At 73.8% G+C, this 20,394-nt stretch carries 15 protein-coding genes; 8 read left to right on the forward strand and 7 right to left on the reverse strand.

The window, feature by feature from the left end:
* Nucleotides 1–4: 4 nt before the first annotated feature.
* The gene (locus AC6CH9_RS05785; RefSeq protein ID WP_336726468.1) at nucleotides 5–1,237 is read left to right on the forward strand and encodes a carboxylate--amine ligase; all 1,233 of its coding nucleotides are present in this window, start codon (nucleotides 5–7) and stop codon (nucleotides 1,235–1,237) included.
* 85 nt (nucleotides 1,238–1,322) lie between these two features.
* Here AC6CH9_RS05785 and AC6CH9_RS05790 read toward each other — a convergent pair whose 3' ends face one another.
* Nucleotides 1,323–2,492: a DegT/DnrJ/EryC1/StrS family aminotransferase gene (locus AC6CH9_RS05790; protein WP_498154043.1), complete on the reverse strand. Its 1,170-nt coding sequence runs from the start codon at nucleotides 2,490–2,492 to the stop codon at nucleotides 1,323–1,325.
* Between the two features lie 194 nt (nucleotides 2,493–2,686).
* Nucleotides 2,687–4,123: an NADP-dependent phosphogluconate dehydrogenase gene (gene gnd, locus AC6CH9_RS05795; protein WP_498154044.1), complete on the reverse strand. Its 1,437-nt coding sequence runs from the start codon at nucleotides 4,121–4,123 to the stop codon at nucleotides 2,687–2,689.
* A 261-nt stretch (nucleotides 4,124–4,384) separates the two neighbouring features.
* Here gnd and AC6CH9_RS05800 point away from each other — a divergent pair, with 261 nt between their 5' ends.
* From AC6CH9_RS05800 to AC6CH9_RS05825, 6 genes are all read left to right on the forward strand, one after another.
* Nucleotides 4,385–5,008: a DUF3000 domain-containing protein gene (locus tag AC6CH9_RS05800; protein WP_498154045.1), complete on the forward strand. Its 624-nt coding sequence runs from the start codon at nucleotides 4,385–4,387 to the stop codon at nucleotides 5,006–5,008.
* Entirely contained in the window at nucleotides 5,005–6,279 is a 1,275-nt protein-coding gene (locus AC6CH9_RS05805) for an HRDC domain-containing protein (RefSeq protein ID WP_498154046.1), read from the forward strand. Before AC6CH9_RS05800 ends, AC6CH9_RS05805 begins: the two co-directional genes overlap by 4 nt.
* A gap of 21 nt (nucleotides 6,280–6,300) precedes the next feature.
* Nucleotides 6,301–7,344, forward strand: a complete 1,044-nt coding sequence (locus AC6CH9_RS05810) for a lipid II:glycine glycyltransferase FemX (protein WP_498154047.1) — start codon at nucleotides 6,301–6,303, stop codon at nucleotides 7,342–7,344.
* Nucleotides 7,345–7,535: 191 nt separating this feature from the next.
* Complete coding sequence (locus tag AC6CH9_RS05815; protein WP_498154048.1) at nucleotides 7,536–8,819, forward strand: thiolase family protein; 1,284 nt, start codon at nucleotides 7,536–7,538, stop codon at nucleotides 8,817–8,819.
* 2 nt (nucleotides 8,820–8,821) lie between these two features.
* The gene (locus AC6CH9_RS05820) at nucleotides 8,822–10,987 is read left to right on the forward strand and encodes a 3-hydroxyacyl-CoA dehydrogenase NAD-binding domain-containing protein (RefSeq protein ID WP_498154049.1); all 2,166 of its coding nucleotides are present in this window, start codon (nucleotides 8,822–8,824) and stop codon (nucleotides 10,985–10,987) included.
* A 326-nt stretch (nucleotides 10,988–11,313) separates the two neighbouring features.
* The gene (locus tag AC6CH9_RS05825) at nucleotides 11,314–11,664 is read left to right on the forward strand and encodes a hypothetical protein (RefSeq protein ID WP_498154050.1); all 351 of its coding nucleotides are present in this window, start codon (nucleotides 11,314–11,316) and stop codon (nucleotides 11,662–11,664) included.
* 1 nt (nucleotide 11,665) lies between these two features.
* Here AC6CH9_RS05825 and AC6CH9_RS05830 read toward each other — a convergent pair whose 3' ends face one another.
* The 5 genes from AC6CH9_RS05830 to pflB all read right to left on the reverse strand — a co-directional run bounded on the left by AC6CH9_RS05830 (nucleotide 11,666) and on the right by pflB (nucleotide 18,907).
* Complete coding sequence (locus AC6CH9_RS05830; protein ID WP_498154051.1) at nucleotides 11,666–12,421, reverse strand: PIG-L deacetylase family protein; 756 nt, start codon at nucleotides 12,419–12,421, stop codon at nucleotides 11,666–11,668.
* Nucleotides 12,422–12,484: 63 nt separating this feature from the next.
* On the reverse strand, nucleotides 12,485–14,725 hold the full coding sequence (locus AC6CH9_RS05835) for a DEAD/DEAH box helicase (RefSeq protein ID WP_498154052.1): 2,241 nt from the start codon (nucleotides 14,723–14,725) through the stop codon (nucleotides 12,485–12,487).
* Nucleotides 14,726–14,819: 94 nt separating this feature from the next.
* The gene (locus AC6CH9_RS05840) at nucleotides 14,820–15,449 is read right to left on the reverse strand and encodes a GrpB family protein (RefSeq protein ID WP_498154053.1); all 630 of its coding nucleotides are present in this window, start codon (nucleotides 15,447–15,449) and stop codon (nucleotides 14,820–14,822) included.
* Nucleotides 15,450–15,581: 132 nt separating this feature from the next.
* On the reverse strand, nucleotides 15,582–16,574 hold the full coding sequence (pflA, locus tag AC6CH9_RS05845) for a pyruvate formate-lyase-activating protein (RefSeq protein ID WP_498154054.1): 993 nt from the start codon (nucleotides 16,572–16,574) through the stop codon (nucleotides 15,582–15,584).
* Between the two features lie 20 nt (nucleotides 16,575–16,594).
* Complete coding sequence (gene pflB / locus AC6CH9_RS05850; protein WP_498154055.1) at nucleotides 16,595–18,907, reverse strand: formate C-acetyltransferase; 2,313 nt, start codon at nucleotides 18,905–18,907, stop codon at nucleotides 16,595–16,597.
* Nucleotides 18,908–19,286: 379 nt separating this feature from the next.
* Between pflB and AC6CH9_RS05855 the strand changes: the two genes are divergently transcribed.
* On the forward strand, nucleotides 19,287–20,384 hold the full coding sequence (locus AC6CH9_RS05855) for a carboxylate-amine ligase (protein ID WP_498154056.1): 1,098 nt from the start codon (nucleotides 19,287–19,289) through the stop codon (nucleotides 20,382–20,384).
* Nucleotides 20,385–20,394: the final 10 nt, after the last annotated feature.

A 20,394-nucleotide genomic window follows, 5' to 3' on the forward strand; every position in this document is an offset into this window, starting at 1 on the left:
CGCGATGACGTACGGCAACGCCGAGTTCCTCCCCATCGTCCTGGGGACCAACCTCAACACCTACAACATCGCGAGATCGTTGCACGAGGCGTACGGCGTCCGCACGCTGGCCCTGGGCCGATTCCCCCTGCGGGAGACGGCGGACTCCCGCATCGTCGACGTGCGCACCTACCGCGACTTCGACGACCCGGAGCGCATCGTCGCGGTCCTGCGCGAGCTGGCCCAGGAGTTCCCGGGCCGCAAGCGCCTGCTCATCGCGAACATCGAGTTCTACACGAACGTCGTGATCGCGCACCGCGCCGAGCTCGAGGACCTCTACCTCATCCCGCTCGTCGGCCAGGAGCTGGCGGCGCGGCTCATGAACAAGACCGACTTCTACCGCACGTGCGCCGAGCTGGGCGTGCCGCACCCGGAGACGGTGATCGCCACGGCTGCGCACGTCGACGCCCCGGGCTTCGGGGAGGACCTGCCGTTCCCCTACCCGCTCATCCTCAAGCCGTCGGACACGGACACCTACCCGCGCCTCCAGTTCGAGGGCAAGAAGAAGGTCTACCTCGTCCAGGACGCGGCGGAGCTGCGCGACGTCGCGCGCCGCATCTACGCCGCGGGCTACACGGACGACCTCATCGTGCAGGAGTACCTCGCGGGCGACGAGTCGGTCATGCGCGTGGTCAACACGTACTCCGACCGGCACGGCCGGCTGCGGTTCCTGTCCGCCGCCCAGATCGTGCTCGGCGAGTACGACCCGAAGCTCGTGGGCAACTACAACGCCGTCGTGACGATGAAGGACGACAAGCTCACCGAGTCGATCCGGCACCTGCTCGACAGCCTCGGCTACGTGGGCGCCGCGAACCTCGACGTCATGTACGACCGCCGCACCGGCACGAGCAAGATCCTCGAGGTCAACCTGCGCCAGGGTGCCGCGAGCTTCTACACGATGGCCGCGGGCGGCAACCTCGCGCGCTGCTACGTCGAGGACCTGGTGCACGGGCGCGAGCTGCCCGAGCAGGTCACGTCGGAGGCGCGGCTGTGGGTCAACGTGCCCTACCCGGTCGTCCGGGCCCTCGTGCCGGTGTCGCTGCGCCACCGGGTGAAGAAGGCCCGCAAGCACGGCGTCTGGCACACGTTGCGTTACGCACCGGACAGGAGCCTGCGCCGTCGGGTCGACGTGTGGCGCGTCGACCTGCGCCACACGCTCGACTACGTGAAGTTCGCGCGCTCGCGTCCGTCTGCGTGACCCCGGGAGGCGCCGCGCCGAGCAGGCGGTCTCGGTCGGTCCCGTGTCACGGACGCACCAGGACCGCCTGCTCGGCCGTCCGGGGTCAGGAGCTCAGCGCGGACCGCACTGCCTCGACGATCCGGCGCGCCGTCGCGACCCCGACCGTGGTCGGCAGGTTGACGACGCGCGCCACGAGGTCCTCGGTCGTCGCGAGCGCGGGGTCGCCGGGCGTGTACCCGTAGACCGTCGGGTCGTCCGGGCCGGGGAACAGCGCGGGCCGGTACCACTTGCCGACGTAGAACCCGGCGGCCGTGAGCTCCCGCACGAGCCGGTCGGCGGTCGGCGCGTCGGGCGCGAAGAAGGGGAACCGGACCAGCGGCGCGCGCTCGCCGATGCCCGCCGGCACCTCGACGACGTCGGACAGCCCGCGCACGTACTCCGCGACGGTGTCCGCGCGGCGCGCCTCGACGTCGCCGCTCGACCGCAGCGCGTCGACCATCCGGCCGGTGACCCACGACGACGGCCGCTGCGGCGGGTGCGCGAGCCCGCCCCGGTTCTCGACGGGGGCGATCGCCGGCTCGTACGCGCCGACGGCGGTGAGCGCGCCGCGCACCTTCCCCGCCGCCCCGCCCGGGAGCCGGTTGAGCACGCGGACCTGCGTGCGGAAGCTGCGCGCGGCGAGGTCGAGCCGCGCGCCCACGACCGGCAGCGCGTCGAGCGCGGAGACGACCGCGGCGCGCAGCGCGGGCTCGAGCGCGGGGTTCACCCAGACGGCGCCCCCGAACCGCGTGGGGAGCATCTTCTCGACACCGAACGAGTGGAACGACACGTCCGCGACGGGCGACCCGTCGGCGTCGCGCGCGAGGCGCGTCACGCAGTGCGCGCTGTCCTCGACGAGCAGCGCGCCGACGGAGCGCGCCGCGGCGCGCAGCCGGAGCGCGGTCGCGTCGTCGACGATGCCGAACGTGTTCTGGAGCACGACGGCGCGCGTGGCCGGCCCGACGGCGAGCCGGTCGGGGTCGATGGCGACCGTCGCCGGGGAGACCTCGGCGTAGACGGGCCGCAGCCCGGCGACGAGGACGGGATCGACCGCCGTCGAGCACGTGAACACCTGGGTGACCACCTCGCCCGCCCCGCGCGCCGCGGCGAGCGCGCGGAACACGACCTCCATCCCGTAGCGGGCCTTGAAGACGAGGAACCAGTCGGCCGGGTCGGTGCCCGTCCGGTCGGCGAGCATCCTCGTCGCGGTCGCGTCCTGCGGGTGGCGGCTCATCGTTCTCCGTGTCGTCCGGCGTCAGGGTGGGGCCGACGCGGCGGCCGGCCGGGACTAGCCTGCCACGTCGGAGGCGCGTACGGCCCGGGCCTCACGCGCGCCGTCGTGCCGGGTCGAGCCTAGGCCGCACGCGCCGACGGCGGCCGCCGCGCCGGAGCGCGACGACCGCCGTCGGGGCGTGCGGTGGTGAGCCGTCAGGCGTCGGACTCGGTCCGGTCGCCCGACCACTCGGTGTGGAACGTGCCCGCCTTGTCGACGCGGCGGTAGGTGTGCGCGCCGAAGAAGTCGCGCTGGGCCTGGATGAGGGCCGCCGGCAGACGCTCGGCCCGGACGCCGTCGTAGTAGGCGAGCGACGACGAGAACGCGGGCGTCGGGACGCCGTTGAGGGCAGCCTGCGCGACGACGCGACGCCACGCGGCGAGGCCGTTGCCCACCGCGCCGGTGAAGTACTCGTCGGCGAGGAGCAGCGGGAGCTGCGCGTCACGCTCGTACGCCTCGGTGATGCGGTTGAGGAACCGCGCGCGGATGATGCACCCGCCACGCCAGATGCGCGCCATGGCCCCGCGGTCGATGTCCCAGCCGTACTCGGCGGACGCCGCCGCGATCTGGTCGAAGCCCTGCGAGTACGCGACGACCTTGGACGCGTAGAGCGCGAGGCGCACGTCCTCGACGAACGCGTCGCGGTCCTGCACGTCCCACGCCGCAGCGTCGGCGGGCAGCGCCGCGCGGCCGGCTTCGCGCTGCGGGACGGACCCCGACAGCGCGCGGGCGAACGTCGCCTCGGCGATGCCCGTGATCGGCACGCCGAGGTCGAGGCCGTTCTGCACCGTCCAGCGGCCGGTGCCCTTCTGCTCCGCCTGGTCGAGCACGACGTCGACGAACGCCTTGCCGGTCTCCGCGTCCACGTGCTGGAGCACGTCGGCGGTGATCTCGATGAGGAACGACTCGAGGTCCCCCGTGTTCCACTGCGCGAAGATCTCGCCGATCTCCTGCGCGGACGCGCCGAGCCCCTGCTTGAGCAGGTCGTACGCCTCGGCGATGAGCTGCATGTCGGCGTACTCGATGCCGTTGTGCACCATCTTGACGAAGTGGCCGGCGCCGTCGGGCCCGACGTAGGTGCAGCACGGCACGCCGTCGACCTTCGCCGAGATGTCCTCGAGGATCGGGCCGAGGCTCTGGTAGGACTCGCGGGTACCGCCGGGCATGATCGACGGGCCGTTGAGCGCGCCCTCCTCGCCGCCCGAGACACCGGTGCCCACGAAGTGCAGGCCCTGGGCCGCGAGCGCCTTCTCCCGGCGGATCGTGTCCGGGAAGTGCGCGTTGCCGGCGTCGACGACGATGTCGCCCTCCTCCAGCAGCGGCACGAGCTCGTCGATGACGGCGTCGGTCGCCGCGCCGGCCTTGACCATGATGACGACCTTGCGCGGGCGCTCGAGCGACGCGACGAAGTCGGCCATCGACTCGGACGGGACGAAGTCGCCCTCGGTGCCCGCCTCGGCGATCAGGGACTCGGTCTTGGCATACGAGCGGTTGTGCACCGCGACCGTGTAGCCGTGCCGGGCGAAGTTCCGGGCCAGGTTGCGACCCATGACGGCGAGTCCGGTCACACCGATCTGTGCGCGTGCTGACATCTGCTTCCCTGCTCCTCGAGGGTCGGTCCCGGCGCACGACGGCCGCGCGGGGAGGGCGCGGAACCGGACCGGGCCGGGCGGGAGCGCGGCCGGGTGCACCGGTGATGGATACCCGGCCAGCCTAGTCCTCGTGCGCCGCACCGCTCCCGAGCGGCCACGATCCGGTCACCGGAAGCGTTCTTGACGAAGTCGGGATCACGATTCGATGACACCCGCGCGGCGCGCGTCCGGTTCGTCCGGTCGGCTCGTAGTGTGCCGAGGGTGATCACCGCTCACGGGACCGACGCTCCCCCGGAGTTCCGTGCCGTCCTCGACGCCCTCGGCGCGCGGCGGCTGCGACCCGAGGTGACGCTGCGCGAGGTCCCCGCCCCCCGCCGGATCGCGCCGTGGTCGGTCGCTCTGACGGGCGAGGTGGAGGCCGCACGCTCCGAGGACCCCGACCTCGCGTCGGGCCGGTTCATCGTGCTCCACGACCCTGACGGCCAGGAGGCGTGGCAGGGCACCTTCCGCGTGGTGACGATGGTGCGCGCCACGCTCGAGCCGGAGATGGCGTCGGAGGAGATGCTCGCCGAGGTCGCGTGGACGTGGCTCGAGGACGCCCTCCACGACACCGGCGCCGCCGTGCGCGCGGAGGGCGGCACGGTGACGCGCGTCCTGTCGCAGAGCTTCGGCGCGCTCGCCGGCAAGCACAACGACGTGGAGCTGGAGATGCGCGCGTCGTGGACCCCGGTGCCCGCGGGGAGCGCCGGTGCGGCGGACCTCGGTGACCATCTCGCGGCGTGGGCGCAGCTGTTGTGCACGGCCGCCGGGCTGCCTCCCCTGCCCGACGGCGTGACGCCCCTCGGTGCTCGACCCCCTGCCCGACGCAATACCGTGAACCCATGAGCTCGACCGCAGCACCCGCACCCCCACCGCTCGACCCGACCCCCGCGACCGGCACGCACCAGACGGTCGTCACGCCGCTCACCGAGCCGTCCGACGGGCTCGGCCGCGTCGTCGACACGCAGGCGGCCTTCGCCCGCGTCGTCGACGCGTTCGCCGCCGCGAGCGGCCCGGTCGCGGCCGACGCGGAGCGCGCGTCGGGCTATCGCTACGGTCAGCGCACCTACCTCGTCCAGGTGCGCCGCGAGGGCGCGGGGACGGCGCTCGTCGACCCGGTCGCGGTGCCCGACCTGTCGCCGCTGCGGGAAGCGGTCGGCGACGCCGAGTGGGTGCTGCACGCCGCGTCGCAGGACCTGCCGGGCCTCGCCGAGCACGGCGTGGTCCCCGCGAGCGTGTTCGACACCGAGCTCGCGGCCCGCCTGCTGGGGATGGAGCGCGTCGGCCTCGCCGCCGTGGTGGCGGACGTGCTCGGCCTGGGCCTCGCGAAGGAGCACTCGGCGGTCGACTGGTCGACCCGCCCGCTCCCGGACGACTGGCTGCGGTACGCCGCGCTCGACGTCGAGGTGCTCGTCCCGCTGCGCCGTGCCCTCGGCGAGCGGCTCGAGGAGGCGGGCAAGGCCGGCTGGGCGGCGCAGGAGTTCGAGGCGGTGCGCACCGCCGGACCGCCCGCACCTCGTCCCGAGCCGTGGCGGCGCACGTCCGGCACGCACACGCTGCGCGACCCGCGCCGCCTGGCGGTCGTGCGGAGCCTGTGGGAGGCCCGGGACGCGACCGCCCGCGCGCGCGACATCGCCCCGGGCCGGGTGCTGCCCGACCGCGCGATCGTCGCCGCGGCGGAGGCGCTGCCCCGAACGGCCGGCCAGCTCGTCGAGCTCCCCCCGTTCGCGGGCAAGGGCACGCGCCGCCGGGCAGCGTACTGGCAGCGCGCGATCGACGCCGCGCTCGCGCTGCCAGCGAGCGCCCTCCCCACGACGCGGGGACCGCGTACCGACGCCCCGCCGCCGCCGCGCGCGTGGGCCGACCGCGACCCCGGCGCCGCGGCCCGCCTGGAGGCGGCGCGCGGCGTCGTCCAGGGGATCTCGGAGCGGTTCACGGTCCCTGTGGAGAACGTGCTCCAGCCCGACGCGCTGCGTCGCCTGTGCTGGACGCCGCCGGACCCGCTCGACGCGGCAGGGATCGCCGCGTTCCTGCACGGGCGCGGCGCGCGCGACTGGCAGGTGGCGCTCGTCGCCGAACCCCTCGCGGAGGCGTTCGCGAGCATCGGCAGGGCGTAGCGAGCGGGTAGGGTCGTCCGCGTGCACGACGCGAACCTGACGATCCGGACAGTCACCGACCGCGCCTCCTGGGACGCCCGGGTGAACGAGCTCGGCGGCCACCCCCTCCAGCTCTGGGGCTGGGGCGAGGTCAAGGCCACGGGAGCGTGGACCCCGCACCGCGTGGAGGCGGTGGACGGCGACGGCCGCGTCCGCGGCCTGGCGCAGGTCCTCGTGCGGTCGCTCCCGGCGCAGTTCAAGGCGCTGTGCCACGTGCCCCGCGGGCCCGTGATCGCGCCGACCGGAGACGGCTGGGGCGCCGGCCCGGGCGTGGGCGACGACGCGACGCGCGACGCCGTGACCCGTGCGGTCGTCGCGTGGTGCAAGACGACGGTGGGCGGCGTGGGCGTCACGATCGAGCCCGACTGGCCGGTCGGGACGCACCTCGCGCTGCCCGACGCCCGCCCCGCGGCGAACCCGATCCTCTACCCGGTGACGCTGATCCTCGACCTGACGAAGTCCGAGGACGAGCTGACGAAGGCCATGGGCAAGTCGACGCGGTACGACATCCGCAAGGCCGCCCGCACGGGCCTCGAGGTGCGCCGCGTGACGGACGAGGCCGAGGTCCGCCAGGTCCTCGACGTCTACCACGAGACCGCCGAGCGCGCGGGCTTCGCGCTGCACGACGACGAGTACTACCTCGCGATCCACCGCGAGCTCGGCGAGCACTCGGTGCTCGTCGCGGCGTTCTCCGAGGGCGCGCCGGTGTCGTTCGTGTGGTGCGTGTCGTCGGCGACGACGTCGTTCGAGCTCTACGGCGGCATCAACGACGCGGGGCGCAAGCTGCGCGCGAACGCGCCGGTGAAGTGGCACGCGATCACGCTCGCGCAGCAGGCGGGGCTGGTCCGGTACGACATGAACGGGCTGCTCAACGACGGGATCAGCGAGTTCAAGCGCAGCTTCGCCCAGCACGACGACGAGCTCGTGCACAGCGTCGACGTGCCGTTCTCGATGTGGTACTCCGCGTGGAACAAGGGCCTGCCGACCGCGAAGAAGGTCGTGCGCAAGCTCCGCGGGAGCCGCTGACGCGGGCTCCCGAGCACCCCGAACGCCGAAGAGACCCGGTATCGCGCGATGCGATACCGGGTCTCTTCATGTCGTAGCATCGGTCTCGTGCTTTCCCGATACCCGCGGTAGCGTGTATCGCACGTACGACCCCCGAGCGGTGCCGCTCCCGGACACCGCCGTCCCGACCATCTGCATCGGATGGAGATGCCATGACCGTGGCCAACGAGGCCCCCTCTCCCACCTCGGCACCCACCCAGGCCGCGCGCCGCCGCCCCGTGCGCGACGTCGTCTTCGTCGAGGGCGTCCGCAGCCCGTTCGGCAAGGCGCGCCCCGACGGGATCTACGCCGAGACCCGCGCGGACGACCTCGCCGTGAAGACGGTCCGCGAGCTCCTGCGCCGCCGCCCCGAGCTGCCCGCCGAGCGCATCGACGAGCTCGCGCTCGCCGCGACCACGCAGACCGGTGACCAGGGCCTCACCCTCGGCCGCAGCGTCGCCGTGCTCGCGGGGCTGCCCAAGTCGGTGCCCGGCTTCGCGATCGACCGGATGTGCGCGGGCGCGATGACCGCCGTCACGACGACGGCGGCGAACGTCGCCGTGGGCGCGCAGGACGTCGTCGTCGCGGGCGGCGTCGAGCACATGGGCCACCACCCCATGGGCGAGGGGTCGGACCCGAACCCGCGGTTCGTCGCCGAGCGCCTCGTCGACTCCTCCGCGCTCGTCATGGGCGCGACGGCCGAGAACCTGCACGACCGGTACCCGCACCTCACCAAGGAGCGCGCCGACGCGTACGCCGTCGCGAGCCAGGCCAAGTACGCGAAGGCCCTCGCGAACGGCGACATCTCCCCCGACCTCGTGCCGGTCGCGACCCGGTCGACCGAGCTCGGGTGGGGCCTGGCCACGGCCGACGAGCTGCCCCGCCCCGGCACCACGGTCGACTCGATCCGCGACCTCAAGACCCCGTTCCGCCCCGGCGGCAAGGTCACCGCGGGCAACGCCTCGCCGCTGACCGACGGCGCGACGGCGTGCCTGCTCGCCGCGGGCGACGTCGCCGACGAGCTCGGCCTGCCGGCGCGCATGCGCCTCGTCGCCTACGCGTACGCGGGCGTCGACCCCGAGGTCATGGGCATCGGGCCGGTCCCCGCGACCGAGCGCGCGCTCGCGTCCGCGGGCCTGACGATCGACGACATCGGCCTGTTCGAGATCAACGAGGCGTTCGCGGTCCAGGTGCTCGCGTTCCTCGACCACTTCGGCATCGCGGACGACGACGAGCGCGTCAACCAGTACGGCGGCGCCATCGCCATGGGTCACCCGCTCGCGTCGTCGGGCGTGCGCCTCATGACGCAGCTCGCGCGCCAGTTCGAGCAGCACCCCGAGGTGCGCTACGGCCTGACCACCATGTGCGTCGGGCTCGGCATGGGCGGCACCGTGATCTGGGAGAACCCGCACCACGCCGACTACTCCGGCCACACCCTCGAGACCGCGGAGAACTGACGATGAGCGCACCCACCGACACCCAGACCCCCGCGGCCTCGCAGGACGCGACGCAGGACGCCCCCCGCGGCGAGCGCGTCACGCACTCGCTCGTGCGCGACGTCGCGCTCCCCGGCGGGACGGGCACGCTCGCCCTGCTCACGCTCGACAACGGGCTCGACCACACCAAGCCGACGACGCTCGGCCCCGAGGGCCTCGCGGAGCTGCACGCGGCCCTCGAGACACTGCGGCGCCGGGCCGCGGACGGCGAGATCGTCGCCGTCGCGATCACGGGCAAGCCGTACTTCCTCGCCGCGGGCGCGGACCTCACGCAGGCCGCGGCCGTCCAGGTGCGCGACGACGCGCTCGCCCTCGGGCGGGCCGGGCACGCCGCGTACTCGCTCCTCCAGGACATGGGCGTGCCGACGTTCGCGTTCGTCAACGGCGTCGCGCTCGGCGGCGGCCTGGAGGTCGCGCTGAACTGCACGTACCGGACCGTCGCGTCCGACGCCGGTGCGCTCGCGCTGCCCGAGGTCGGCCTGGGCCTGGTCCCCGGCTGGGGCGGCGCCTACCTCGTGCCGCGCCTGCTGGGGGTCGAGAAGGCGATGGACGTCATCCTCGCCCGCCCGGCCGCGAACAAGCCGTTCAAGGCCCAGGAGGCGTACGAGATCGGGCTCGTCGACGCGCTCTTCGAGGCGCCCGACTTCCTCGAGTCCTCGCTGCGCTGGGCCGAGGCCGTGCTGCGCGGGGAGATCGTCGTCGAGCGGCGCCAGCTCGACCCGCAGCCCGTGTGGGACGCCGTCGTCGCCGGCACGCGCCAGCGGCTCGACGCGGTCGTCGCCGGCTCGCGCCCCGCCCCGTACCGCGCGCTCGACCTCGTCGCGGCCGCGCGCACCGCGTCGCGCGAGGAGGCGTTCGCCGCCGAGGACGAGGCCCTCGCGGACCTCATCATGAGCGACGAGATGCGCGCGAGCGTCTACGCGTTCCAGCTCGTCTCGAAGGGCAAGCGGCCCCAGGGCGCGCCCGACGCGAAGCTCGCCCGCCCCGTCACCCGTGTCGGGATCGTGGGCGCGGGGCTCATGGCCGCGCAGATCGCGCTGCTGTTCGCCCAGCGCCTCCAGGTGCCGGTCGTCATGCGGGACCTCGACCAGGAGCGCGTCGACAAGGGCCTCGGCTACGTGCGCGCGACGGTCGAGAAGCTCGTCGGCTCGGGCCGCATGTCCGCGGACACCGGCGCGCGCATCGTCGGCTCCGTGCACGGCACGACCGAGCTCGGCGACTTCGCGGGCTGCGACGTCGTCATCGAGGCGGTCACGGAGATCCTGGGGCTCAAGAAGAAGGTCTTCGCCGAGCTCGAGGGCGTCCTCTCGCCCGAGGCCGTGCTGCTGACCAACACGTCCGCGCTCTCGATCACGGAGATGGCGGCCGACCTCCAGCACCCCGAGCGCGTCGTCGGGATGCACTTCTTCAACCCGGTCGCCCAGATGCCGCTCGTGGAGATCATCCAGGCGGCGAAGACCGACGACGCCGCGCTCGCCACGGCGTTCGCCATGACGAAGAAGCTCCGCAAGACGGCGGTGCTCGTCGCCGACCGCCCCGGCTTCGTCGTCAACCGCCTGCTCATCCTGCTCATGGGCAAGATCGTCGAGGCGGTCGAGAACGGCACGTCGGTCGAGGTCGCGGACCGCGCGGTCGCGCCGCTCGGGCTGCCGATGCCGCCGTTCGCGCTGTTCGACCTCGTCGGCCCGGCCGTCGGCCTGCACGTCCTCACGTCGCTGCGCGAGGACCTGGGCGAGCGGTTCCCCGAGTCCCCCGGTCTCCAGCGCATCGTCGACGAGCAGATCCCCGTCGTCCTCGACGCCCCGAAGGGCCTGCCCAAGCCCGTCGACCCGGCGATCCAAGCCGTGTTCGGCACGGGTGAGGCGGGCGGCCCGGGAGCGCTGGACGAGGCCGGCGTCCTCGACTCCGTGCTCACCGCGCTCACGCAGGAGATCGGGCTCATGCTCGACGAGGGCGTGGTCGCGAGCCCGTCGCAGATCGACCTGTGCATGATCCTCGGCGCCGGGTGGGGCTTCCACCTCGGCGGGATCACGCCGTACCTCGACCGCACGGGGTACAGCGAGAGGGTCCTGGGCCGGCGCTTCCTGCCCGACGGCGTCGCGAACGTCCCCGCGGGGTCGCGCGTCTGACCGACCGCGGTCGGACGCCGGGCCGCGAGCGCCCTCCCATGGTCGTACGACGACCGCGCGGAGGTTCCGCTCGCGGCCCGATCCGTCGCCGTCGCGCGCTCCGTAGCGTCGGGGCATGACGAACCGCACCCCCACCCTGCCCGCGACCGACCTCCCCCTGACCACGACCCCGCGCGGCACGACCGAGCGCCGGATGCTCGGCGCCCGCCGGCGCCGCGCTCCTCCTGTCCGCGTGCGGGAGCATCGGCGAGGCGGCCGCCGAGAACCGCGCGGGTCACACCAAGACCTACGAGTTCGCGACCGGGAAGGCCGGCAAGGCCGATGCCGTGCTCCCCGACTGGGTCCCCGACTCCGCCACCGACGTGCGCGAGGTGGTCCGCACGACGGGCGACGAGCGGATCCTCACGATGACGGCCGACCTCGGCGCGCTGCCCGCGAGCTGCACACCCGTCTCGGCGCAGCACCCCCTGGAGCCTCGACCCGAGCGCGGCGGCCTGACCGCCGCCGACTACCGCACGACGGCGACGCTCAGGGCGTCGTGGTGGGAGGAGGGCACGGAGCAGGGCGCCACCGCGATGTGCGGGACGTGGTGGGTCGGCGCGCAGGACGGCAGGCTCTACGGGTTCGCGCCCGAGCTCAAGGTCGTGGAGATCGAGGACCAGCCCGACCCCGCCTGACTCAGTCCTCCCAGCCCATGCGCAGCACCTCGAACGCGACCGCGTGCGTGACGCCCATGCGCTCGCCGGTGGGCGCGCTCATCGACGCGAGGAACGCCGCCGGGTCGAAGTCCGCCCAGCCGAGGCCGTCGAGGTAGGCGGCGTGCGCGCGCAGGGACGCGACGCCCGCGTCGAAGGTCGCGCTGACGTCCACGCCGTGCCGGGCGTCGGGCGAGGCCGCGACCCAGACCTGGCGCACGCCACCCCAGGGCTCGACCCCGTCCGTCTCGACCTGCTCGCGGAACACCCACCGGTTCCCCGCGTCGCGCACGGCGTCCACGACGGCCCGCCCGGTCGCGACGTGGTCGGCCTGGTTGAGCATCCCGCCCGGGAACGTCTCGCGGTAGTTCCCGGTGATCACGACGTCGGGCCGGTGGCGCCGGATCGCCGCCGCGATCGCCCGCCGCAGCGGCAGCCCGTACTCGAGCACGCCGTCCGGCAGCCCGAGGAACTCGACCTCCTCGACGCCGACGATCCGCCCGGACTCGATCTCCTCCGCCTCCCGCACACGTCGCGCCTCGTCCGGGTCCATGCCGTCGATGCCGGCCTCGCCGCTCGTCACCATGCAGTACACGACCCGCTTGCCCTGGCCCGTCCACCGCGCGACCGCCGCGGCGGCGCCGAACTCCATGTCGTCGGGATGGGCGACGACGGCGAGCGCCGTGGACCAGTCCTCGGGCAGCGGGGTGAGCGGGGGAAATGCGTCCGTCGCGGTCATGACGCCACGCTATGCCGCGCCGCGCCTGCGGGCGCGCCGACCGCGTGCCAGGGCGCCGCCGTGTCAGCGATCGACCGGTCCGTCCTCCACGACGGCGTCGACGACGGGCGCATCCTCGACGGACGTGACCGTCGGGTCGACGAACAACCGGGCCTGCTCGGCGTCGACCACGGCGCGCGCGAGCGACGCCTCGGACACGTCGACCGCGCCCGCGACCTCCTCGGCGAGCGCGCTGCGGCGCGCGTACGCGTCGAACAGCCGGGCCTTCGTCCCGAGCAGGCGCACGAGGTGCTCGTCGACGCTGTCGACCGTGAGCAGGCGGTGCACCTGGACGGTCTCGACCTGCCCCATGCGATGGGCACGGGCGACCGCCTGCGCCTCCGTCGTGGGCTTGGTCTGGGGTTCGCACAGGATCACCACGGACGCGGCCTGGAGGTTGAGGCCCACTCCCCCGACGTCGATCTGGCTCACGAGCACGCGCGGCGTCTCGGCCGCCGTGAAGTCGTCGACGATGGTCTGGCGCGTGCGCGCCGGGACCGAACCGGTCAGCGGGGCGAGGGCGAGGCCGCCGAGCGCGCGCACGACGACGTCGACGACGTCCCGGAAGTACGAGAACACCACGACCTTGCGCCCGTTGTCGGCCGCCTCGCGCGCGATCTCGACGAGCCGACGCAGCTTCGCCGAGTCCTCCGGATGGTCGACGGCGAACGCCGCGCGGCGCATCGCCATGAACGACCCCGCCGCCACGGCCTCCCGGTACGCGGCGCCGTCGACGGCCCCGAGCCACTCCCACTCGTCGACCTGCACGAGCTCGGGCAGCTCCTCGAGCACGTCGTCGGCGTTGCGCCGCAGGTAGGCGGGCGCGACGGCGCGCCGGAACGCGTCGGGCCCGGCCGCGCCGTGCGCGGCGTCGAGACGTCCGGCGAGCTCGGGCCGGAGGTAGCCGAGCAGGGTGCGGAACTCCTCGACCCGGTTCTCCATGGGCGTGCCGGTGAGGAGGAGCACGTGCTCGGTCGCTCGCGCGAGCGCCGCGACGGCGACCGAGCGCTTCGCGAGCGGGTTCTTCACGTAGTGCGCCTCGTCCACGACCAGCACGGCGAGGTCAGCCGTCGCGAACGGCTCGGTCCCGGCGCGGCGCAGGCCCGCGAAGGTCACGACGGCGACGCCGCCGGACGCACGCCACGCCTCCGCCGCGTCGTCGCGGTCCTCGCCGTGGACGGCGTGCACCGGGAGGTCCGCGTGCGCGCGCAGCTCGCGCACCCAGTTCTCCAGCACGCTCGCCGGGCACACGACGAGCGCGTGGGTCGCACCGCCGGCGACCAGGTGCGCGACCACGGCGACGGCCTGCACCGTCTTGCCCAGGCCCATCTCGTCGCCCAGGACGACCCGCCGCTGGGCGAGCGCGAAGCGCGCCCCGAACGCCTGGTACCCGCGCAGCGAGACCCGCAGGAGAGACTCGTCGAGCGCCTGCGTCCGCACGCGGTCCACGAGCTCGGCGGGCAGGTGGCCCGCCGCGGCGGCGACGTCGCGCCCGGTGGGGGCGACGCCGTCGAGCAGCGCGTAGTAGGCCGCGGACCGGCGGCGGAAGTCCTCCCAGGCGTCGTAGGGGCGTGCGGGCTCGGTGAGCAGCGCGACGACACGACCGGCCTCCTCGGCCAGCCCCGTCTCCTGTGCCCGCTTCGCGACCCCGGCGAGCGTCGCCACTGCCGCGAACGCCCGACGGCGCCGCTCGCCCCACGCGATCAGCCGGCGCGGCCCGCTCACGGCGACGAGCGCGTCGGCGCGCACGCGCTCGTGCTCGGCGAGCGCGGCGCGCACCTGGTCGCCGTACCGAGCGACGGCGGCGTCCGCCTGGTCGAGCGTGTGCAACGCCTGGACGAGCGCCGTGGCGACCGGGTCCGTCGGCGTCAGGTCGATGCGGAAGCGCAGGCTCTCGCGCACCGCGCGCGCGACCTGCTCCGCTGCGGCGAGCAGGTGCGTCGCCGTCTGCGGGCCGATCTCGGCGAGCTTCTCCAGCCCGTCGCGCCCGAGCCGCGCGACCTCGCCGACCGTCCGCACGCCCGCGCCCGCGAGCGCCCCGAGCCGCAGCCGCTCGCGCGTGACGTCGCGCAACGACGCGACGTCCACGGTGTCGAGGCGCGCGAGGACCTTCTCCTCGCGACTGTCGCCGAACGCCGCGCGCACCTGGTCACGAGCCGTCCCCGGCGCGGCGGAGAGCCCCGCGAGCAGCGCGGCGAGGGCGTCCGCCTCCGCGACGACCGCCCGTGCGGTGGCGACGTCGGGCCGCGCGTCAGGAGCCGTCATCCCAGCAGGACGACGACGCTGGCGGCATGGTCGACGTCGTCGACGAGCACGCCGTGGCGCGAGAGCGAGACGAGGCCGCAAAGAACCGGGCCGCTCACGGGAGGGCCTCCGCGTCGGCGCGCGCGGCGAGCCAGCGCTCCATCCGGCCCTGCGCCGCGTCGAGGAACGCCGTCTTGTCGCGCGTGTAGTCGTCGTAGTCGTCGGCGTCCGCGTGGCGCGCGGCGAGGCTGCGCTTCGTCGCCTCGTACGCCGCGGCCTCGGCGGGGACGGCACGCAGCCAGTCACGGAACGCGACGACGTACGCGGCGAACGGCGAGTCGAGGCGTCGGACGTGCAGGATGACGGGCAGATCGCCCTCGCCACCGGGGCGGGTGAGCAGGCGCTTGGCGTAGAGCTCCGGGGCGGGGTCGGCGCCCGGCCGCGGTACGTCCCGGTACACGCCGGGCGAGTCGGGGCGCGCGCCGCGCTCGATCGAGAACCCGAGCGGCCCGAGCGCGGCGTCGAGCTCCGCCTCGGAGGGCAGCGGCGCGACGCGCACCTGGAGGTCGATGATCGGCTTCGCCGCGAGCCCGGGGACGGCCGTCGACCCGACGTGCTCGACGACGACCCGGCCCGCGCCGTTCGGGCTCGCGAGGTCGGCGAACGCGTCGGCGACGCGCTCGGTCCACCGCCTCCCGCAGTCGGTCCATCGGGGGTCGTGGGCGTCGACGGTCGCTGCAGGCACCCGCGCACCCTACGACCCGACCCCGCCCCGGGGGGCGCGAACCCGCCGAGACGTGAGAAGTGGCCCCGGGATCTTCGCGGTCCGGGGCCACTTCTCATGTCTCGGCGAGCGGGCGCTCGTCGGCAGGTCGGGTCAGTACGTCGTCAAACCGTGGGCGCGGAACTGGTCGCGCACGCGCTCGGTGAGCTCGGCCGAGGGGGCGGGCGTGTCGTCGAGCTCGTACGTGCGCCCGAGCGCGTCCCACTTGTCGCGGCCCATCTGGTGGAAGGGCAGCACCTCGACGCGCGTCACCGTGCCGGGCCGGATCGCGTTGAGCGACGCCGTGTACGCGGCGACCTTCTCGACGTTGTCCGGGTCGTCGGTGAGGCCCGGGACGAGCACGAAGCGCACCCACACCTCGGGCGCGTGGCCGGTGAGCCCGCGCTCGGCGATCCGCCGCCCGAACCGCAGGGTCGGCTCGAGGTCGCGGCTCGTGACCCTCTTGTAGGTCTCCGGGTCGCCGGACTTCACGTCGAGCAGCACGAGGTCGGTGTCGTCGAGCATCGCGTCGGTCGCGTTCGCGCCGAGGAATCCCGACGTGTCGAGCGCGGTGTGCACGCCCATCGCCTTCGCACCGCGCAGGACGCGCGCCGCGAACGCGGGCTGCATGAGCACCTCGCCGCCGGAGAGCGTGAGCCCGCCGTGGGTGGCCCGGAAGACGGGCAGGTAGCGCTTGACCCGCCCCAGGAGCTCGTCTGCCGTGACCGGCCGACCGTCCTTCATCGCGAACGTGTCGGGGTTGTGGCAGTACAGGCACCGCAACGGGCACCCGTTGAGGAACACGGTGAGCCGGGTCCCCGGCCCGTCCACGGCGGTGACGAGCTCCCAGGAGTGGACCGAGCCGAGCTCGCCCGCGCGCATCGCCGCGAGCTTGTCGACCCGGTCCACGTCCACGACCGTCAGCCCGTCCAGGCCCGCGCCCGCCCGGCGGGCGTGGCCCACAGGCGTGCCCGACGCCGCGGGCTCGGCCGCCGAGGTCGGGGCGCCCGGCACGTCGAGGCGCGTGGCGTCGTCGGGCAGGGTGCCCCCGGCGACGCCGCACCCGCGCGACGTGCGGACGGCGGGGCCGGGAAGGATGACGGTCATGGTCGGCTCCTCAGCGTTCGTCAGAGCGCGCCGTGGAAGGTGCGCGAGAGCACGTCCAGCTGCTGCTCGCGCGTGAGGCGGACGAAGTTCACCGCGTAACCGGACACGCGGATCGTCAGCTGCGGGTAGTTCTCCGGGTGGTCCATGGCGTCCAGGAGCGTCTCGCGGTTCAGCACGTTGACGTTCATGTGGTACCCCTCGGACCCGATGTAGGCGTCCAGGAGGCCGGCGAGGTTGGTGACCTGCTCCTCCTTGGTGCGCCCGAGGCCGCTCGGCACGACCGTGTTGGTCAGCGAGATGCCGTCCTGCGCCTCGTCGTACGGCAGCTTGGCCACCGACAACGCCGACGCGAGCATGCCGTGCGTGTCGCGCCCGTTCATGGGGTTGGCGCCGGGGGCGAACGGCTCGCCGGCGCGACGACCGTCGGGCGTGTTGCCCGTCGCCTTGCCGTACACGACGTTCGACGTGATGGTCAGCACCGACTGCGTCGGCACCGCGTCGCGGTAGGTCGGGTGCGTGCGCACCTTCGCCATGAACCGCTCGACGAGGTCGACGGCGATCGCGTCGGCCCGGTCGTCGTCGTTGCCGAAGGTCGGGTACTCGCCCTCCGTCACGTAGTCGACGACGATCCCGCGCTCGTCGCGGACGACGGAGACCTTCGCGTGCTTGATCGCCGACAGCGAGTCCGCCGCGACGGACAGGCCCGCGATGCCGCACGCCATGGTCCGCAGCACGTCCTTGTCGTGCAGCGCCATCTCGATGCGCTCGTACGCGTACTTGTCGTGCGACCAGTGGATGCAGTTGAGCGCCTCGACGTAGGTCTCGGCGAGCCAGTCCATCGTCGCGTCGAACTTCGCCATGACGTCGTCGAAGTCGAGCACGTCGCCCTCGACGGGCGCCGCCACGGGCGAGACCTGCTTGCCGGAGATCTCGTCGCGGCCGCCGTTGATCGCGTAGAGCAGCGTCTTGGCGAGGTTCACGCGAGCGCCGAAGAACTGCATCTGCTTGCCGACCCGCATCGGGGACACGCAGCACGCGATCGCCGCGTCGTCGCCCCAGTGCTGGCGGATGAGCTCGTCCGACTCGTACTGCACGGCCGAGGTGTCGATCGAGACCTGCGCGCAGTAGTCCTTGAAGCCCTGCGGCAGCTCCGGGCTCCAGAAGACCGTCATGTTCGGCTCGGGTGCCGGGCCGAGGTTGTAGAGCGTCTGGAGGAACCGGAACGAGTTCTTCGTGACGAGCGGGCGCCCGTCCTCGCCCATGCCGCCGATCGTCTCGGTGACCCATGTCGGGTCGCCGGAGAACAGGGCGTCGTACTCGGGCGTGCGCAGGAACCGCACGATGCGCAGCTTGATGACGAAGTCGTCGATGATCTCCTGCGCCTCGGACTCCGTGATGCGGCCGGCCTCGAGGTCACGGTCGATGAACACGTCGAGGAACGTCGACGTGCGGCCGAGCGACATCGCGGCGCCGTTCTGCTCCTTCACCGCGGCGAGGTAGGCGAAGTAGAGCCACTGCACGGCCTCGCGGGCCGACGTCGCGGGCCCGGAGATGTCGTAGCCGTACGAGGCGGCCATCTCCTTGAGCTCGCCCAGCGCGCGGATCTGCTCCGCGTGCTCCTCGCGCTCGCGCACGACCTTCTCGCTGAAGGGCTGCGTGTCGAGCCCGAGCTTGTCGAGCTTCTTCGCGGCGATCAGCGCGTCCACGCCGTAGAGCGCGACGCGGCGGTAGTCGCCGATGATCCGGCCGCGGCCGTAGGCGTCGGGCAGGCCCGTGATGATGTGCGAGCTGCGGGCTGCGCGCACGTTCGGCGGGTAGACGTCGAACACGCCCTGGTTGTGCGTCTTGCGGTACTCGGTGAAGACCTTGCGCAGGGTCTCGTCGACCTCGTAGCCGTAGGTCTGGAGCGCGCCCTCGACCATGCGCCAGCCGCCGTTCGGCATGATCGCGCGCTTGAGCGGGGCGTCGGTCTGGAGACCGACGATCACCTCGTGCGCCTTGTCGATGTAGCCCGGCGCGTGCGCCGTGATGCCGGCGGGCGTGTGGGTGTCGACGTCGTAGATCCCCATCTCCCGCTCCTCCGGGAACATGGCGGACAGCGTGCTCCAGATGCCCGTCGTGCGCTCCGTGGGGCCGGCGAGGAACGACGCGTCGCCCGTGTACGGGCGGTAGTTGCGCTGGATGAAGTCGCGCACGTCGACCGTGTCGCGCCACGGGCCGTCGGTGAAGCCCTCCCACGCGGGGACGTGCGCGGTGTCGTGCTGCGGGTCGACGCTGCTCTCCACCGCACGGCCGCCGCTCGTCGTGCCGGGTGCCTCGGAAACGCTGGTCATCTGGACCTCCCTCGTGCCTGACGCGCGGGTCCGCGCGCCGGCCGGACCCGCCGGTCTCGCGAGGCCTCGGGTGGAGGCCCTCGACCGAGGTTCCGACGGGCTCCTTCGCCACCTCCAGGCTAGGTTCACGACGCTCCCCGCGGAGGAGTTTCGGGGTGTCCGGGGACCTAGGTCCCGAGCCGGGCGGGACCCCGCAAGATCGTTGATATCTCGCGGTTCCCGCCCCATCGACATCCCCTCGCGACCAGCCCTTGTGATGACCTTCACAAGGGCTGGGAACCCCGCGACGACCGCGGCAGCACGCGCCCGTGACGTACGACACGGACGCGCGTCACACCCTCGCCCGACGTGCTCCCGGCTTCCGTGTGAGACTGCCCGGGTGAAGCGCACCGTAGGGGTCGAGGAAGAGTTCCTGCTCGTCGGCGACGACGGGCATCCGGTAGCCCGGGCCGCGGAGGCCCTCGAGGCGTCCGGCACCGACGACAAGGGCGGCGGGACCGGCTCGCTCGAGTCGGAGTTCATGGAGGAGCAGCTCGAGACCGCGACGCACCCGCGTCGCGAGCTCGACGACCTCGCGACGGAGATCCGCGAGGGCCGTCGCCGCGCCCAGGAGGCCGCGGACCGCGTCGGCGCCCGGGTCGCCGCGCTCTCGACGTCTCCCCTCCCGTTCGAGGGCACGACGGTGTCCCGCCTGCGCTACCTCGAGGCGCGCGCCGCGTTCGGCCTCACGGCGCGCGAGCAGCTCACGAGCGGGTGCCACGTGCACGTCGCCGTCGCGGACGACACCGAGGGCGTCGCCGTCCTCGACCGCATCGGGCCGTGGCTCTCCACGCTCCTCGCGCTGAGCACCAACTCCCCGTTCTGGCAGGGCCAGGACAGCGGGTACGCGAGCTTCCGGTCCCAGGTCTGGTCCCGCTGGCCCACCTCGGGCCCGACCCGGGCGTTCGGCACGCCCGAGGCATACCGGGCGGCCGTCGACGGGCTCGTCGCGACCGGCACGATCCTCGACGAGAACATGGTCTACTTCGACGCGCGGCTGTCCTCGCGCTACCCGACGGTCGAGATCCGCGTCGCCGACGTGTGCCTCGACCCCGACACGGCGACGCTCCTGGCAGCCCTCAGCCGCGGCCTCGTCGAGACGGCGGCGCGCGAGGCCGCGGACGGCGTCGCGCCTCCGGAGCTGCGCCCCGAGATCCTGCGGACCGCGTCGTGGCGCGCCGGGCGTTCGGGCCTCGAGGAGGACCTGGTCTCCCCGCTCACGTGGCGCCCCGCTCCGGCGCACGACGTCGTCGGGCTGCTCGTCGCGCACGTGCGGGACGCGCTCGTCGACGCGGGCGACCTCGACGCCGTGACGGAGCTCCTCGGGCGCCTCTGGGCGGGCGGGAACGGTGCCCAGCGCCAGCGCGCGTGGCACGCCGCGTCCGGCGGCGACCTGCGTGCGGTCGTCGAGCAGGCCGTCGAGGTCACGCACTCCTGACGCCCGGCCC

This window comes from Cellulosimicrobium sp. GQ32 (assembly GCF_059758455.1).

What these genes read in the sequence shown, in the direction of transcription:
- AC6CH9_RS05830 (WP_498154051.1), bottom strand. Translation starts at nt 12,421, where the DNA reads ATGACCGCGACGGACGCATTTCCCCCGCTCACCCCGCTGCCCGAGGAC.
- gnd (WP_498154044.1), bottom strand. Translation starts at nt 4,123, where the DNA reads ATGTCAGCACGCGCACAGATCGGTGTGACCGGACTCGCCGTCATGGGT.
- AC6CH9_RS05790 (WP_498154043.1), bottom strand. Translation starts at nt 2,492, where the DNA reads ATGAGCCGCCACCCGCAGGACGCGACCGCGACGAGGATGCTCGCCGAC.
- AC6CH9_RS05815 (WP_498154048.1), top strand. Translation starts at nt 7,536, where the DNA reads ATGACCGTGGCCAACGAGGCCCCCTCTCCCACCTCGGCACCCACCCAG.
- pflA (WP_498154054.1), bottom strand. Translation starts at nt 16,574, where the DNA reads ATGACCGTCATCCTTCCCGGCCCCGCCGTCCGCACGTCGCGCGGGTGC.
- AC6CH9_RS05820 (WP_498154049.1), top strand. Translation starts at nt 8,822, where the DNA reads ATGAGCGCACCCACCGACACCCAGACCCCCGCGGCCTCGCAGGACGCG.
- AC6CH9_RS05785 (WP_336726468.1), top strand. Translation starts at nt 5, where the DNA reads ATGACGTACGGCAACGCCGAGTTCCTCCCCATCGTCCTGGGGACCAAC.
- AC6CH9_RS05805 (WP_498154046.1), top strand. Translation starts at nt 5,005, where the DNA reads ATGAGCTCGACCGCAGCACCCGCACCCCCACCGCTCGACCCGACCCCC.
- AC6CH9_RS05835 (WP_498154052.1), bottom strand. Translation starts at nt 14,725, where the DNA reads ATGACGGCTCCTGACGCGCGGCCCGACGTCGCCACCGCACGGGCGGTC.
- pflB (WP_498154055.1), bottom strand. Translation starts at nt 18,907, where the DNA reads ATGACCAGCGTTTCCGAGGCACCCGGCACGACGAGCGGCGGCCGTGCG.